Here is a 16,711-nt window from a genome sequence, read left to right as displayed (position 1 = left end):
CTCCCTCCCACATTGTGAATTGTGAACACAGTCAACTGTGGGAGGGGGCTTGCCCCGGATGGCGCCCTGAAGGCTGGCAGCTTAATCCCTGCCCCACACAGGTCAAGTACTCAAATACCGTCCAATCAACGCAATCCCACTGGCCAGCACCAGCCACGTCACCAACCGCACAAACGCCTCGCGGGACATCCGCATCGTCAGCCGGCGCCCGCACCACAAGCCCAGCGCCATTGCCGGCAACAGGCACAGCGCCAACATCAGCAGCGGCAATTCGGCATACACCCCGGCAATCAGAAACAGGCTCAGGCGCACCACGGTGCTGCAACTGATCAACGCACTTTGCGTGGCCCGCGCCGCCTCCTTGGACAGACGGCTGTTCAGGTAGATCGCATATAAAAAGCCGCCGCTGCCGAACAGCGCACCAAACAAGCCGCCGACCGTGCCCATGGGAATCGACCAGCCCGCCGCCAATTGCGCAGGTCGCGCCTTCACCGCCAGGCTGTAGACCGCGTAGGCACTGATAAACAGCCCCATCAACAACAGCAGCAAGTCGGAATGCAGGTTGAGCAAAAACACCACACCCAAGGTGCAGCCGATGGCCATGCACGGCAGCAGTCGCAGCAACTCCGGCTTGCTGACATCCCGACGTGTTTGCAGCAGGCCACCGAAGGCGGCGACAAAATCGAGCAAGACCAACAGCGGTATGATCTTCGACAACGGCATGAACACAATGAGCACAGGCCCTGCCACCAACGCCGTACCGAAGCCGGCGATACCGAAAACGATATACGCCACAACGATACCGAGGCCGATCACCAGCCACTCAACCGCGCCAAACGACCACTGGCTCATCAGCTCAACCGGACTCATGGGTAATTCCTTGAAAGAGAATGCCGACACTTTAGTCATCCGTGAGCATTGCGCCAGCGCGAAGGCGCACGCAGGTGGAGCAGTTCTGTCAAACCTGGCACGAATGCCTATAAACTGCCGCCCATGATTAAAGATCCTTTTGCCCGATTGGGCCTGGACCGCGAAGTCCTGACTGTCAGCCAGCTCAACGGCCGCGCGCGGGTGCTGCTGGAAGACGTGTTCACCAATATCTGGGTGGAAGGCGAGATCTCCAACCTCGCCCGCCCGGCTTCCGGCCACGTGTATTTCACCCTCAAGGACAGCGGCGCCCAGGTGCGTTGCGCGCTGTTTCGCAACAACGCTGCGCGGGTGCGCCAGGCGTTGAAGGATGGCCTTGCGGTGAAAGTGCGCGGCAAGGTCTCGCTGTTCGAGGGCCGTGGCGACTATCAATTGATCCTCGACACCGTGGAGCCGGCCGGTGATGGCGCGTTGCGCCTGGCCTTCGATGCCTTGAAGGAAAAGCTCAGCGCCGAAGGCCTGTTCAGTGCCGAGCGCAAGGTGCCATTGCCGGCGCACCCTCGGCGCATCGGTATTATCAGTTCGCCGACCGGCGCGGTGATTCGCGACATCATCAGCGTATTCCGCCGCCGCGCGCCGAACATTGAACTGACGTTGATCCCGACCGCCGTACAAGGCCGCGAGGCCATCGCGCAGATTGTGCGTGCATTGAAACTGGCCGACGCCCGCGGTTTCGACGCGCTGATCCTGGCCCGTGGCGGCGGCTCGCTGGAGGACCTCTGGTGCTTCAACGAAGAAGCCGTGGCTCGCGCGGTGGATGCCTGTGTCACGCCCATCGTCAGCGCGGTCGGCCATGAAACCGATGTATCGATCAGCGACTTCGTGGCGGACGTGCGCGCCCCTACCCCGTCCGCTGCCGCTGAACTGCTGGCACCGGACGCCAGCCACCTGGTGCGCCAGGTCGAAAACCTGCAGCGCCGCCTGGTGCTGTTGATGCACAACCGCCTGCGCCATGATCGCTTGCGCCTGGAGGGCATGGCCCGACGCCTGCGACACCCTGGCGAACGTCTGCGCCAGCAGGCCCAGCGCCTGGATGACCTGGACATGCGCCTGCGCCGCGCTTTCGAGCGCAGCCTCACTACCCGTCGCGAACGCCTGATTCGCCTGGAAACCCGCCTCGCCGGCCAACATCCGGGCCGTCAACTGGCCCTGCTGCGCCAGCGCCTGGACAGCCTCGCCGAACGCCTGCCCCGCGCCATGCGCGAAGGTCTCAAGGCGCGGCGCCTGCAGCTGCAAAGCCAGGTGCAGACGCTGCACGTGGTCAGCCCACTGGCCACCCTGGGCCGTGGCTACAGCATCCTGCTCGACGAGCGTGGCCAGGCGATTCGCAACGCCGCGCAAACCCACACCGGCCAGCGCCTGACCGCACGCCTCGGTGAGGGCCAATTGCAAGTACGGGTGGAAGACAACCACCTGACACCCGTCACCCTTTCGCTACTGGATTGACCGATGCCACGCTTTCTCAGCTTGTTGATGCTCGTTTGCCTGACCTTCAATGCCCATGCCGACAGCTACATCACACGCTTGCTGAACAAGCCGGTGCCCGGCGGCGTCGCTGTCGTGGACCTGGGCACGGCGGCGACCGCGCCCAAGGCCACCTACCTCAACAGGCCGGTGCTGGTGGTGAAGGAGCAAAACACCTGGCTGGCGATTGTGGGCATCCCGCTGACGGTCAAGCCCGGCACCGAACGCATCACCAGTGGCGGACGGCAACTGCCATTCCTGGTGGGTTTCAAGAAATACCCCGAGCAGCGCATCAACTTGAAGAACAAAAGCCAGGTCAACCCGCAACCGGCGCAACTCAAGCGCATCGAGGGCGAACTGGCCGTGCAGCTCAAGGCCTACCGCAGTTTCAGCCCGAACACACCGAGCAACCTGCTGCTGGACAAACCGGTCAACGGGCCGCTGTCGAGCAAGTTTGGGGTAAGACGGTTCTTCAATGGTGAGGAGCGCAATCCTCATTCGGGACTGGACTTTGCCGTGGGCGCGGGTACGCCGATCAAGACGCCGGCGGCTGGCAAGGTGATCCTGACCGGCAACTACTTCTTCAACGGCAACACCGTGTTCGTCGACCATGGCCAGGGCTTTATCAGCATGTTCTGCCATATGTCGAAGATTGACGTGAAAGTCGGCGACCAGTTGGGGCGTGGCGCGGTCGTGGGCAAGGTCGGCTCGACGGGTCGGGCAACCGGCCCGCATATGCACTGGAACGTCAGCCTGAATGACGCGCGGGTTGATCCGGCCATTTTCATTGGTGCGTTTCAGCCCTGACCGGCGTGTCAGTCGTTGGGCGCCGGCGAACGCTGCCCCTCTTGTCCGGCGCCTCCACTGCGTGACATTCAATGCGGTGCGTTGCCATCGCCTTACACTTTCGGCAGGAACTGTCTGATGCCCGATATTCACCCAATCAACGAATTACACGGAGCGTAATGAGCATGAACTGACACATGGACATCCAAATCCAGTGAGACTCACTCTATGTTCTCCCTTACCCCACCGCTATCAGAGCGGCATCAGCCACTCTCCTCGACTTCTTCCGCCACCCTTGCGCCCCTTGTATCACCCCCCGCTTTACCAACGCCCGCCTTCACCGCACAAGAACCTGCGCCCGCCTCAAGCTATGCCCCAGACAGCCCGGCCGCGCCCAACTCGTATGCCATGAACCCCGCCAAAATGCGGTACGCGCAGTTGGTAAAGCATTTCAAACCCACCAAGCAATTAGCGCTGAGCCTTGAGCACGGTCTTCTGACTGAAGACATGCAACGGTTACACAGCAGGCAGCCGAAGTTTGAAACATTTGTACAGACACAGCTTGAAAAAGCGTTTCCGGACGTCAGGCCTCTCGATGCCCACCTTCTGTATTTCGACCGCTACCGCGTCGGCGGTGACGCTCAGTCGCCGGAATCTTCCGAACCCCTGATGACCGCGTTGGCCAGAATGGTGAAAAAAATCCTGGCCAACCCGAACGCGCTGATGCGCCCTGAGCGCAACATACGCACCGAATTTGCTACGCGACAAACCGCTGACGAACCTGGAACACCCGCCCTTACGTCAAGCTCATTGCAATCGATTGCCCGAAGCATTGCCACGCAATATCCCCAGGCACTTGAAGAATTCTGGAGTACGCCCGGGCAAGCGAAGGGGGAGCCGAAACTGCAGCTGTCGCCAAAAGACCATCTGTTGATCCTGCATAAAAAACAATTGTCGATCCTGGCCGCGCTGCGTGTGGCCGACGGCACCCTGAGTGCGCAAAGCAAGGAGCTGATCGACAACGCGCTGCGCTATCCCACCTTGGCTGCCCGGGAAAAGAAATTCGCCCATGGCGCTCGCCTGGGCGTATATCCCGTGACTGTCGATAACAAGACAGAACGCGGCGCGATGCTGGCCGGCGCATTTCTCATCACCCACAATGACGGCTCCCATGGCAGCCCGCCGACTTGGCCGAATGGGCGCACCTTTACGCTCAACGAGGCTAATGGCCCGGTGGTGCTTTACACACCCGGCGAAGGTTTCGAGGAGTTTGCCACGCCGGCCCAGGCACGCCAGGCCTTGGCCAACCGCCTGGATCAAGGCGCAACCGATGCGCAGCTGCTACTGCAGACCCTGCCACCCTCACTGCAAAACCGGCCTGGTTCGTTTACCGGGGAAGACCTGATGCGCAGTGTCGAGCCGTCATCAGGGGATGTACTGGCAGACGCCATACCCTGGATGCTCAAACGTCAGCAGGCAGAGATCGACACCCACCTGAGCAAAGCCCTGGCACCCGCTGACGGCATCAATCCACTCACCGACAGCGCCTCACTCCAGAGCATTGACGATACGGCCGACGCGTCTTATCTGCTTGATGGCACCAACGCCATGCAGGCTCGCGATGCCAAACTGGCAGACAAATACCAACCCGAGTGGTTAAAAAATCTGAATCCGCTGCAAGAAGCGTTTTTCACGCGCCTGGAAGAGGAGCAAGAAAAAAGCTTGGACAAGCTGACTCCGCTGCTGGAGAAAATCCCTTCACTGCCGCGCTTCTCCCGTGAGCGGATGAATGCCGCCATCAAGCAGCAATACCCGAATGCACACATCGATGCCGATAAGCTCATGGTTCAGGTGCGCACCCGGACCGGTGTCCAGGGCGGCAGGGGAACCGGCCAGCCTCTCTACGCGAACCAGCAAAGCGTAAGCCTGACAGACCTGGCGTTGAAGAACCCCAGCGGCTTTCCAGCCGTGGAGAGAGGCACGTTCACCGATGTAAAAATGACCCTGCCGCTCGTTGACACCACAGGCAACCCCGTCCTCGATCTGGCGGGCAATCCGGTAACCCTGGGCACCGACGACCTCAAAAAACTGGTCAGCGTCACTGATGTCGGGGGTGAATACGTCAAACTGCTGAAACGCGAGATGACCACTGATGCCGAGTCGGGCAGCGCTGCGCAATTGCGTACGGCTTGGAAAGACAGCCTGAAAGCCACCCAGACTAAAGAGGCGTTTCTCGCAGAGCTTAATCCCGAGGCCTACGCGGAACCGGCAACCGAAGACACCAGCACCAAGCGTGCGGCGCAATGGGTGGATGCGGTGGTGGAGCACCCCGATCCTGCAACGCGCCCCCAGGTGGATGGGAAAACCATTGTTGCCAACAGCCTTATCCACCGTGGGCTGGCGGTGCAGGGCGTGATGGTGATCGGCAACCAGAGCGACGCGTCACTGGTGCTCTACACCCCCAAAGCGCCTGACGGCATCACCTTTCGTGAGGTGGCTGACCACAAGAGCCTGGACACCCTGTTGGCCAAGGGCGAATGGGCATCCTATATTGCGCAAAGAAAATCACCGGTCAGCAAGGATCAAATTGAGGAGTTCAAGGACGCGCTTAAAAAGCGCGCCTACAACCCAATGAAGATGATAGACCCCAAGCTGGTCATCTCATCGGTCAAGCTATTGGGCGGCGCTTTGAGCCTTGAGCCCATCAACGCCAATGCTCAGGATCATCTGTACCAACAACATGTACAGATGATGATCGACCGAGCTGATCACCAGTCCGTGAGCAGCGCGGAGGTCGCAGAGCAATCAAAACTCAACAAAATCGAGTTCGGCATTGAAGTGGCCTTGATTTTCGCGGACTTGATACCGGTGGCCGGCAAAGGGATATCCACCGGGATTCGTCTGGGCAAGGCCGGCGTCACCGCGTTACGCGCCAATAGCCGAATCTTGCCGCACCTGATCAAAAAGCCCGGCCTGGCACGCGCGATCTACAGCGACTTCACTCTGGCGGGATCGCGTATCTACAATGTTCGCGCGGCGCCGATGCGTCCGGTATTCAGAGCGTCAACGACAGCGGGCACACTGACCCCACAGGCGGGCTCGAGGGCGTTACCTGCTCCAGTCATACCAGCGGCGCCCGCGCTCGCCGGCACCAGCAGTGGCATTGCCAGCATGGGTTCGCACACCCCCACCACCGTCGCCTTGCCAAGCCGTGATTTAAGCGCGTTTACCGTGCCCAGCGAGATCATCAGTGGCCGCCCCTTGAGACCCGATGGTACTTATAACGTTGACGACAACTGGTACGTACGCTTTACCGACAGCACCGGCACGAACGGGGTTTACCAGATCGACTCGGTATTTCACGCCCGCAGCGGACAAGTCAATATTGTTGATCCCAACGCCCCGTTGACAGCGCCCAGGGGGAGCCGAATCGTGGCGTCCCTGCAATCGGCTGGAAACGGCGAATGGCGACTGAATGCGTTACGGGGAGGAGCACCGACTCAGGGAGCAGAGACGCCAGTCAAAAAAGCCTTGCCCGAGACCGAATACCTCAGCCGCAACAACGGTCAACTGTTGGAAGCCGACTTCACCCCCAAGTCGCTGCCAGTGGCCAGGCATTGGTTCAGGCGAGATGCACAACGGTTCTACCATGCTATGACCGCAGGGGGACAAATGCCGCCACGCCCGCCTCGCCTTGACCTGGCACCCAACACATCGCCCGCTGGACTCCTTAAGGATGCCTATCAGATCAGTGACGTTGTGGTGCTGGGCGAGAGCCATAACGAAATCGCCAGCTTTCAACTGCTTAAAGAGAACATGCAAACCCTCAAAGACGCCGGCGTGAAAGCCATCTATCTGGAAAATGTCCAAACCAACGCCGCGGGCCAAGTCGTGCCTGCTGGAATGGGCAGTGGCCGCCCGCCCGGGGCGTCGCCGACACTCTTGGAATTAACCAGTCTCGCCCAGGAAAACGGTATAGCGATAAGAGCCTTGGACCATCGCTTCCTGACTCGACGGGAGGACATGCCGGGCTTCTATCGCGACATCGGCGACAATGACAAGGGCGTGACTCGTTTGCAGGAATTCAACTATTACGCAACGCGCATCATGCAGAGACGCAAACCCGGCGAAAAAGTGCTGGCCCTGGTAGGCAGGGCTCACATGAATACGTCCCGAAACGTTCCAGGACTGGCCGAACTCAGCGGTGGCGTAGGGATAGGCGTGTACCCGGCCACGACCTATAACAAGAGCATTGCCATCAGCGGTCCATCAATCCCGAAAGACCCCGGACGCGTCGTGACGGGCAGCCACACGGCCGGAGACTATCAAGCCTTTCAGAAAATCACCTGAAGGAGCATCGCTGCAAGTACGGCAGGCAATGGTGAGTCCTTCACCATTGCACCACGCTGCTGAGCGCGCGCCCTCGACGCTCGTTCTTAAATTGTGCACCTCAAGAAGGATCGGCAATAAAACCAAAGAAGATTTATAAAGCTGACAATAAATTTCTCAAAAGATAACAAAATGGAGAAATCCTATCGATTTTTCAAGATCACTTGCCATCTGCCGTGCCCACGATTAGGGTTGGGCTTATGAAAACCTCTCACACCCTCATTCAGCTCCGCCAGCACCGCAGCCTGTGCCTCGTCAGCGCACGACTGCCAGGCTGAATCGATCTGTCTCGCCCCAAGCGTCGCCCCCCAATAATAGTGAATCGGCAGGCCGCCTCTTCTCGGCCCTACAACAAAGGATTTTGCGATGAGCATGCTCAAAGACCCGTCTTCGAAGTACCGCGCGTTCCCGACCATCGATATCCCGGACCGCACCTGGCCGTCGAAAACCATCACCGCCGCGCCAATCTGGTGCAGCTCCGACCTGCGTGACGGCAACCAGTCGCTGATCGAGCCGATGGACGCCGCGAAAAAGCTGCGTTTCTGGAAGACCCTGGTCGCGGTCGGCGTGAAAGAAATCGAAGCCTCCTTCCCGGCCGCATCGCAAACCGATTTTGATTTCGTGCGCACCCTGATCGAAGACAACCACATCCCCGAGGACACCACCATCCAGGTGCTGACCCAGGGCCGTGAAGACTTGATCGCGCGCACGTTCGAATCCCTGCGCGGCGCCAAAAAGGCCATCGTGCATTTGTACAATGCTACGTCGCCGTCGTTTCGCCGCATTGTCTTCAACCAGGACAAGGACGGCATCAAGGCCATCGCGGTCAACGCCGCCAGGCTGTTCGTCAAATACGCCGCGCAGCAGCCGGAAACCCAGTGGACCTTCGAATATTCCCCCGAGACCTTCAGCGCCACGGAGCTGGAGTTCGCCAAGGAAGTCTGTGACGCGGTGATCGAGGTGTGGAACCCGACGCCCGAGCACAAGATGATCCTCAACCTGCCGGCCACCGTGGAATGCGCCACGCCGAATATCTACGCCGACCAGATCGAATGGTTCGGTCGCCATATCAACCGTCGTGACAGCGTGATCATCAGCCTGCACACCCACAATGACCGTGGCACCGGCGTGGCCGCCACCGAGCTGGGCCTGATGGCCGGCGCCGACCGTGTCGAAGGCTGCCTGTTCGGCAACGGCGAACGCACCGGTAACGTCGACCTGGTCACCGTGGCACTGAACATGTACACCCAGGGCCTCGACCCGCAGCTGGATTTCTCCGACATCGACGGCGTGCGCAAAGTCGTCGAGGAGTGCAACCAGATCCAGGTGCACCCACGTCATCCGTATGTCGGCGACCTGGTGCACACCGCGTTCTCCGGCTCGCACCAGGACGCGATCCGCAAGGGCTTCTCCCAGCAGAAAGACGATGCACTGTGGGAAGTGCCGTACTTGCCGATCGACCCGGCCGACATCGGCCGCAGCTACGAGGCGGTGATCCGTGTGAACAGCCAGTCGGGCAAGGGCGGCATTGCCTACCTGCTGGAACAGGAATACGACATCAGCTTGCCGCGCCGCATGCAGATCGAATTCAGCCAGGTGGTACAGGCCGAGACCGACCGCGTCGGCCTTGAGATGACTGCGCCGCAGATCTACGCCTTGCTGCAACGTGAATACCTGCAGGCCAACACCCCGTACGCGCTGGTCAGCCATCGCCTGCAGGAAGAGAACGGCAACAGCCATGTGGAAGTGGAAGTCTCCGGCAAGGGCCAGGGCGAAACCAACCTGCACTGGAAAGGCAAAGGCAATGGCGCGCTGGAAGCGCTGGTGGCCGGCTTGCCGATCGGCGTGGAAATCATGGATTACAACGAACATGCGATTGGCGCAGGCACCAACGCCAAGGCAGCGGCCTACATCGAACTGCGCGTGAATGGCGAGCGTCCGGTGCATGGCGTGGGGATTGATGAAAACATCACCACCGCAAGCTTCAAGGCGCTGTTCAGTGCGCTGAACCGCTCGTTGAGCCAGCAGGAAGCGAAGGCGGCGTAAGCGTTATCGGCACAAGCAAAAGGCCCCTGGGTGAGAATCCAGGGGCCTTTTTACTTTGGGCTATGGTGGTGCTGCTGATGGCCTCATCGGGGGCAAGCCCCCTCCCACTTTTTGACTTGTGAATACCTTCAAATGTGGGAGGGAGCTCGCCCCCGGTGGCGGCCTGTCAGACAAACTGAAAGCTATCGGCATCCAGATTCGCCGGGAACTTGGTGCGATACGCCGCCAACTCCGCTGCATTCAGAATCACCTGGAATACCCCATCAGCCTCCCCCGCGCTCAGCAATGTCTCACCCTGGAAATCCAACACCTGGCTATCGCCGGTGTAGGCAAAGCCCTTGCCGTCCGTGCCGACTCGATTAACCGCTGCCACATAACACAAATTCTCGATGGCCCGCGCCGGCAACAAACGGTTCCAGTGCTGGCGCCGCGCCCCCGGCCAATTGGCGGTGTACAGCAGCAAGTCGGTGTCCTGGGCATCGCGACTCCACACCGGGAAGCGCAGGTCGTAGCAAATCAGCGGGCGGATACGCCAGCCCTTCAACTCGAACTGCACCTGACGCTCGCCGGGTGTGTAGTGGTCGTGTTCGCCGGCCATGCGGAACAGGTGGCGTTTATCGTAATGCAGCACCTCACCGTCGGGGCGCGCCCAGAGCAGGCGGTTACGGTGGCTGCCGTCCGCCGCCTGGATGATCACACTGCCGGTGATCACCGCGTTGTATTTCGCCGCCTGGGCTTGAAGCCAACGCAGAGTCGGGCCGTTTTCCTGTTCGGCCAGGGCGGCCGATTCCATGGAGAAGCCGGTGGTGAACATCTCCGGCAATACGATCAGGTCAGCGCCGTTGGCCTGCTCCAGCAGCAGCTCGAAATGCTCAAGGTTGGCCTGGCGGTCGTGCCACGCCAGGGTGGTCTGGATCAGGGCAACGTTCAGGTTCGGCAAGGCACTCAAATCACGCATAGTTTTTCCGCCGCTCGTTGCAGCGTCTCCTCGCGTTTGGCAAAGCACAGGCGCACCAGGCGCTGGCCTTGGGGTGGGTTGCGGTAAAACACCGAGATCGGAATCGACGCCACGCCGTGTTCGCGCGTCATCCATTCGGACATGGCGACATCATCCAGGTCCGGGCGGATCCGGGAATAATCCACCAGTTGAAAGTAAGTCCCCGCCGAGGGGCTGAAGCTGAACCGCGACGGCGCCAGCAACTGGCAGAACAGGTCGCGCTTGGCTTGATAGAACGCCGGCAGCGCATCCACGTGCTCCGGGTGCTCAGCCATGAAATCGGCCAGCGCGTACTGCAGCGGTGTCACGCCACAGAAGCTGACGTATTGATGCACTTTGCGCAGCTCGGCAGTGAGGGCCGGCGGTGCAACCACATAGCCGGTCTTCCAGCCCGTGACGTGATACGTCTTGCCGAACGAGCTGACCACGAACGCACGCGCGTACAGCTCCTCGTGGGCCAGCACGCTGACGTGGGGCACGTCATCGAACACCAGGTGTTCGTACACTTCATCGCTGAGCAGATAGATATCGCGGCCGCGAATCAGCTCGGCCAACTGGTCCAGTTCCTCACGGCTGACCAGCGCGCCACTGGGGTTGTGCGGTGTATTGAGCACAATCATGCGCGTGCGCGGCGACAGCGCGGCCTTGATGCGCTCCAAATCCAGGCTGAAATCCTGCAAGCCCAACTGCAGATGCACGCATCGCCCGCCGGCCAGCTCCACCGAGGGTGCGTAGCTGTCGTAGCAAGGGTCGAAGATGATCACTTCGTCACCGGTGCGGATAACCGCCTGGATAGCGCAGAAAATGCCTTGAGTAGCGCCGGGCGTGATGGTCACTTCAAGATCCGCATCGACGCTGACACCGTAACTGCGGGCGATCTTTGCCGCCACCTGCTGGCGCAGCGCGGGCAAGCCGCTCATCGGTGCGTATTGGTTATGGCCGTTGGCGACGTGCCGGCCCACGGCGTCGAGCAGGTCTTGAGGGCCGCTGAAGTCGGGAAAACCCTGGGACAGGTTGATTGCGCCGGTTTCGGCCGCCAACTGCGACATGCTGGTGAAAATGGTCGTGCCGACATTCGGCAGCTTGCTGGTGATCATGGGAGCCCCCTTCGGGTGAGCTGCAAGTTTTAAGCTGCAAGCTGCAAGCGGGTCAAGGGGCAAACCGCCGCGCACAAAAAAGGGCGCCAACGGCGCCCTCTCTTGCAGCTTGTAGCTTACAACTTGAAGCGGCCGTTATTTCTTGTCGCGGCGCTTCTTGTCGGCCTTCTTGTGGTGAGTCATCAAACGACGCTTCTTGTTCACCTGACGGTCGGTCAGTGTGTTCTTGTTGCCTTCGTATGGGTTCTCGCCACCCTTGAACTCGATACGGATCGGCGTACCGACCAGCTTCAAGACACGGCGGTAGGTGTTTTCCAGGTAACGCACATAGGACTTGGGCACCTTCTCGATCTGGTTACCGTGGATCACGATAATCGGCGGGTTGGCACCACCCAGGTGGGCGTAACGCAGTTTGATGCGGCGGTTGTTGACCATCGGCGGCGCGTGCTCGCCCACCGCGTCTTCCAGGATCTGGGTGAGGCGATTGGTCGGCCAGCGCGTGACCGCAGACTTGAACGAGTTCTGTACGGAGGCGTAAAGGTTGCCCACGCCGGTGCCGTGCAGCGCCGAGATGAAGTGAATATCGGCAAACTCAACGAAGAACAGGCGACGCTGCAACTCGATCTTGACGAAATCGCGCTCGCTCGGCGTCATGCCGTCCCACTTGTTGATCGCGATCACCAGGGCGCGACCGGCTTCCAGGGCAAAGCCCAGCAGGTTCAGGTCGTGGTCCACCACGCCTTCGCGCGCGTCCATCACAAAGATCACCACGTTGGCGTCTTTGATCGCTTGCAGGGTTTTGACCACGGAGAATTTTTCAACTTCTTCGTGGATCTTGCCGCGCTTGCGCACACCGGCAGTGTCGATCAGCGTGTACTTTTCCTCGTTACGTTCGAACGGGATGTAGATGCTGTCGCGGGTGGTGCCGGGTTCGTCATAGACGATTACCCGGTCTTCACCGAGCATGCGGTTGACCAGGGTCGACTTGCCGACGTTAGGGCGGCCGATGATGGCGATCTTGATACCGTCTTTTTCGCTCGGGCCAGGAATGCGCTTGGCTTCCTCGCCTTCGGCGACGATTTCCTCCTCACCCTCTTCTTCCTCATCGTCATCCTTGGGAAAGGTGCTGAGGGCAATTTCGAGCATCTGCGTGATGCCGCGACCGTGGGCGCCGGCAACCGGGATCGCGTCGCCCAGGCCCATCGGGCTGAATTCGGCACGGGCCGCCTCAGGATCGATGTTATCGATCTTGTTCGCGACCAGATAGGAACGCTTGTTGCGCTTGCGCAGGTGCTCGCCAATCATCTGGTCGGCAGCGGTGTAGCCCGCGCGGGCGTCCACCAGGAACAACACGACATCGGCTTCTTCAATGGCCAGCAGCGACTGCTCGGCCATTTTTTCGTCCATGCCATGTTCGTCACCGGAGATACCACCGGTGTCGACAATAATGTAGGAGCGCCCTTGCCACTTTGCCTCACCGTATTGGCGATCACGGGTCAGACCGGACAAGTCGCCGACGATGGCGTCGCGAGTCCTGGTCAGGCGGTTGAACAAGGTGGACTTGCCGACGTTAGGTCGGCCCACCAGGGCGATTACGGGAACCATGCGGCTCTCCACTTCGTTATTTCAGAAAATACAAAAGCCGCTGCAGGGCAGCGGCTGGTGCTCGGGGCGGCATTTGAATGCCACATGCCCTGCTCTGACACCACCACTGCAGGAGCGAGCTTGCTCGCGAAAAACCCAAGGACGACGCGTTAACTCAGCAAGCCCGCGTTATCGTTGACGTTCCTCGCGAGCAAGCTCGCTCCTACAGAGAGCATTGAAACAGGGCCGCCTGGGGGATTACCCCAAGCATAGTCAAACCTTTACTTGATGGTCAGGGCTTCCAGCTTGCCGCTGTTGCCATACACATAAAGCATGTTACCCACCACCAGCGGACGCGCACGCAGGCCGTCGCTGTCGATCCGCTCGCGACCTACAAAGCGACCGTCCACCTGACTCAGCAGGTGCAGGTAGCCTTCGAAGTCACCGACCGCTACATAGCTGGAGAAGACTTCCGGCGCCGACAGTTGGCGGCGAGCCAGGGAGTCGTTGCTCCACAGCGCAGTGGTGGAACGCTCGTCGACACTTTCAACGGTGCCGGACGCCAGGCTCACGTAGACGCTGCCAAACCCTTGGGCGACACCGGCGTAGCTGGACGCATCACGCTGCCAGTTGACCCGGCCGCTCTGCAGGTCCAGTGCCGCGACACGGCCCTGATAAGTGGCGACATAGAGGGTCTCGCCGGACAGCAACAGGCCGCCGTCGATATCCACGACCCGATCCAACTCGGAACGACCTTGCGGAATAGCCACACGGGTTTCCCAGACCGGCACGCCGTTCTGGGTATTCAGGGCGACCACTTTACCGGTGGACAGCCCGGCAACGGCCAGATTGTTGGTCACAATCGGACCACTGGTACCACGCAGGGTCAACACCGCCGGGGTGCTGTCGTACAACCAGCGCTGTTCGCCGGTGCTGGCGTCCAGACCGATCACACGGTCATCCTGGGTTTGCACCACGACGATATCGCCGTTGGTGGCAGGCGGTGCGAGCACTTCACTGGTCACGCGAGCGCGCCATTTCTCTTCACCGGTGCTGGAGTCCAGCGCCACGACTTCGCCTTTGAGCGTGCCGAGCATGACCATGCCGTAACCCACGCCAACGGCGCCGGAGACAGGCAGTTCAAGGTCTTTCTTCCACTTCACGTCGCCGGTCATTCGATCCATGGAGGTCACGATGCCGGTTACGTCTGCGGCCACAATGTTGTCACCGTCGATTGCCGGTACCAGCATGTTGTAGGTTTCGCCCTGACCGTCACCGATGGAGCGGCTCCACTGCTTTTGCAGGACCACTTCCTCTTTGAAGCTGGTCAGCTCCGCAGGTGGCAGTTCTTTTTTACTGTTGCTGCTGCAACCCGCGGCCAGAACGGCCAGAGCCAGCAATGCTGCATGTTTCCAACGGATCACGTCACGCATCCCCTTTGGCCAAGTCGTCCAGCTTGATTTGTAAGCCACCGACCGCCGCTTCATCAGACAGCGCCGCCTTGGCTTTTTGGTACGCAGCATTGGCTTCGTCGGTACGACCCAATTGGACCAACAGGTCGCCCTTGAGCTCTTCGCGAGTGGCTACAAATGCCTTGTCAGCATCGCCGTCGAGCAGTTTGAGTGCCTCGTCAGCCTTGTTCTGTGCCGCCAATACCTGTGCCAGGCGTTGACGTGCGATTTCACCCAGGGTCGGGTTGGTCGGTTTGTCGGCGATGGCCTTGAGTTCAGTGGCTGCATCATCCAGCTTGCCGGTTTCGACCGCGACTTTCGCGACGAACAGGCTACCGTACTGAGCGTAGGTCGTGCCGCCAAATTCGTTCTTCAGCTTGCCGGCCAGGTCTGCCACCCGGGCAGGGTCCGGCTTGCCGTCCGGCGTCAGGGTAGTTTCCAGCAATTGCTGATAAACAATCGAGGCGCCCTGGGACTGGTTGGCCTGATATTTGGTCCAGGCTTGCCAGCCGAACACCACCACTAAAGCCAGCAGACCGCCAGTAACCAGGGGCTTGCCGTTACGCTGCCACCAGTCCTTGAACTCGGCCAGTTGCTCATCATCAGTACTCGACACCCCAATACTCCTTAATCGCTAAATTCGGCTGTTCGACAGCTTCAACCCTGCACGACGCAGGTGGCCAGGTGCGCAGCGAGCGCATCAAAGGCAATGTTCTGTTGTTCGCCCTGGCCACGCAGGGGTTTGAAACCTATCACTTGCTGGGCCAACTCGTCATCGCCGAGGATCAGCGCATACAACGCGCCGCTCTTGTCAGCCTTCTTGAACTGGCTCTTGAAGCTGCCCGCGCCGGCATTGATTTGCAGACGCAGGTTCGGCAGTTGGTCACGCACCTTTTCGCTCAGGGCCAAGGCAGCCAGTTCGGCGGCCTCGCCAAAAGCGCAAAGATACACGTCCACCTGGCGGGAAATCTCTTGCGGCACTTGCTCAAGGGTCTCGAGCAGCAGGATCAGCCGCTCGATGCCCATGGCGAAACCTACGCCCGTGGTCGGCTTGCCACCCATTTGCTCGACCAGGCCGTCGTAACGACCACCGGCACACACAGTGCCCTGGGCGCCGAGTTTGTCGGTGACCCATTCGAACACGGTCTTGCTGTAGTAATCGAGGCCGCGCACCAGCTTGGGGTTGATCACGTAGGGAATACCCGCCGCATCCAGGCGAGCCTTGAGGCCCTCGAAGTGCGTGCGCGATTCTTCGTCCAGGTAATCGGCCATTTTCGGCGCGCCGACCAGTACGGCCTGGGTATCGGCGTTCTTGGTATCAAGCACGCGCAACGGGTTGGTCTTCAGGCGGCGCTGGCTGTCTTCGTCCAGCTTGTCCAGGTGGGCAGACAGGTACTCGACCAGGGCTTCGCGATAGCGTCCGCGGGACTCGCTGGTGCCCAGGCTGTTGAGTTCAAGCTTGACCGCATCGCGGATGCCCAACTGGCCCCACAGGCGCCAGGTCAGGACGATCAGCTCGGCGTCGATGTCCGGACCGTCCAGGTTGAACACTTCGCAACCGATCTGGTGGAACTGGCGATAGCGACCTTTCTGCGGACGCTCGTGCCGGAACATCGGGCCGATGTACCACAGTTTCTGGGTCTGGCCACCACCGGTGATGCCATGCTCCAGCACAGCGCGAACGCAGGCGGCGGTGCCTTCCGGACGCAGGGTCAGGGAGTCGCCGTTACGGTCTTCAAAGGTGTACATCTCTTTTTCGACGATGTCGGTCACTTCACCGATGGAGCGTTTGAACAGCTCGGTGAACTCGACGATCGGCATGCGGATCTGCTTGTAACCGTAGTTATCCAGCAGACGCGCGACCGTGGCCTCGAAATAGCGCCACAGTGGCGTCTGCTCCGGCAGGATGTCGTTCATGCCACGAATGGCTTGCAGAGACTTGCTCACATCAAATCCTTAAATTCGTTCAA

11 protein-coding genes are annotated in these 16,711 nt (G+C 60.3%); 4 read left to right on the top strand and 7 right to left on the bottom strand.

The window, feature by feature from the left end:
• Positions 1–102: 102 nt before the first annotated feature.
• Positions 103–870 (bottom strand): sulfite exporter TauE/SafE family protein, encoded by a 768-nt coding sequence (locus PspCFBP13528_RS21415; protein ID WP_065951262.1) that lies wholly within the window; start codon positions 868–870, stop codon positions 103–105.
• A 123-nt stretch (positions 871–993) separates the two neighbouring features.
• On the opposite strand from PspCFBP13528_RS21415, the gene xseA reads away from it, so the two are divergent.
• From xseA to leuA, 4 genes are all read left to right on the top strand, one after another.
• On the top strand, positions 994–2,373 hold the full coding sequence (gene xseA / locus PspCFBP13528_RS21410) for an exodeoxyribonuclease VII large subunit (RefSeq protein ID WP_065951348.1): 1,380 nt from the start codon (positions 994–996) through the stop codon (positions 2,371–2,373).
• A 3-nt stretch (positions 2,374–2,376) separates the two neighbouring features.
• Entirely contained in the window at positions 2,377–3,198 is an 822-nt protein-coding gene (locus PspCFBP13528_RS21405; RefSeq protein WP_137201445.1) for a peptidoglycan DD-metalloendopeptidase family protein, read from the top strand.
• A 387-nt stretch (positions 3,199–3,585) separates the two neighbouring features.
• Positions 3,586–7,527 carry a membrane-targeted effector domain-containing toxin gene (locus PspCFBP13528_RS21400; protein ID WP_241669126.1) on the top strand — a complete coding sequence of 1,314 codons (3,942 nt, stop codon included), beginning with the start codon at positions 3,586–3,588 and terminating at the stop codon, positions 7,525–7,527.
• 405 nt (positions 7,528–7,932) lie between these two features.
• On the top strand, positions 7,933–9,612 hold the full coding sequence (gene leuA, locus PspCFBP13528_RS21390; protein WP_065951259.1) for a 2-isopropylmalate synthase: 1,680 nt from the start codon (positions 7,933–7,935) through the stop codon (positions 9,610–9,612).
• Positions 9,613–9,778: 166 nt separating this feature from the next.
• On the opposite strand, the gene PspCFBP13528_RS21385 is transcribed toward leuA, so the two are convergent.
• The 6 genes from PspCFBP13528_RS21385 to hisS form a co-directional block, all read right to left on the bottom strand.
• Positions 9,779–10,570 carry an amidohydrolase gene (locus PspCFBP13528_RS21385; protein ID WP_065951258.1) on the bottom strand — a complete coding sequence of 264 codons (792 nt, stop codon included), beginning with the start codon at positions 10,568–10,570 and terminating at the stop codon, positions 9,779–9,781.
• The gene (locus PspCFBP13528_RS21380) at positions 10,558–11,706 is read right to left on the bottom strand and encodes a pyridoxal phosphate-dependent aminotransferase (protein ID WP_137201443.1); all 1,149 of its coding nucleotides are present in this window, start codon (positions 11,704–11,706) and stop codon (positions 10,558–10,560) included. Before PspCFBP13528_RS21380 ends, PspCFBP13528_RS21385 begins: the two co-directional genes overlap by 13 nt.
• 135 nt (positions 11,707–11,841) lie before the next feature.
• Positions 11,842–13,311 (bottom strand): ribosome biogenesis GTPase Der, encoded by a 1,470-nt coding sequence (gene der / locus PspCFBP13528_RS21375; RefSeq protein WP_057723953.1) that lies wholly within the window; start codon positions 13,309–13,311, stop codon positions 11,842–11,844.
• A gap of 260 nt (positions 13,312–13,571) precedes the next feature.
• A complete protein-coding gene (bamB, locus tag PspCFBP13528_RS21370) occupies positions 13,572–14,723 on the bottom strand; it encodes an outer membrane protein assembly factor BamB (protein ID WP_065951256.1) in 1,152 nt (383 codons plus the stop codon).
• The gene (locus PspCFBP13528_RS21365; RefSeq protein WP_137201442.1) at positions 14,716–15,357 is read right to left on the bottom strand and encodes a tetratricopeptide repeat protein; all 642 of its coding nucleotides are present in this window, start codon (positions 15,355–15,357) and stop codon (positions 14,716–14,718) included. Before PspCFBP13528_RS21365 ends, bamB begins: the two co-directional genes overlap by 8 nt.
• A 41-nt stretch (positions 15,358–15,398) precedes the next feature.
• On the bottom strand, positions 15,399–16,688 hold the full coding sequence (gene hisS / locus PspCFBP13528_RS21360) for a histidine--tRNA ligase (RefSeq protein WP_065951254.1): 1,290 nt from the start codon (positions 16,686–16,688) through the stop codon (positions 15,399–15,401).
• Between the last annotated feature and the right edge of the window lie 23 nt (positions 16,689–16,711).

It is taken from the genome of Pseudomonas sp. CFBP13528 (assembly GCF_005233615.1).
Classification (GTDB): domain Bacteria; phylum Pseudomonadota; class Gammaproteobacteria; order Pseudomonadales; family Pseudomonadaceae; genus Aquipseudomonas; species Aquipseudomonas fluorescens_AM.
This window is presented reverse-complemented; position numbering and strand designations above follow the sequence as displayed.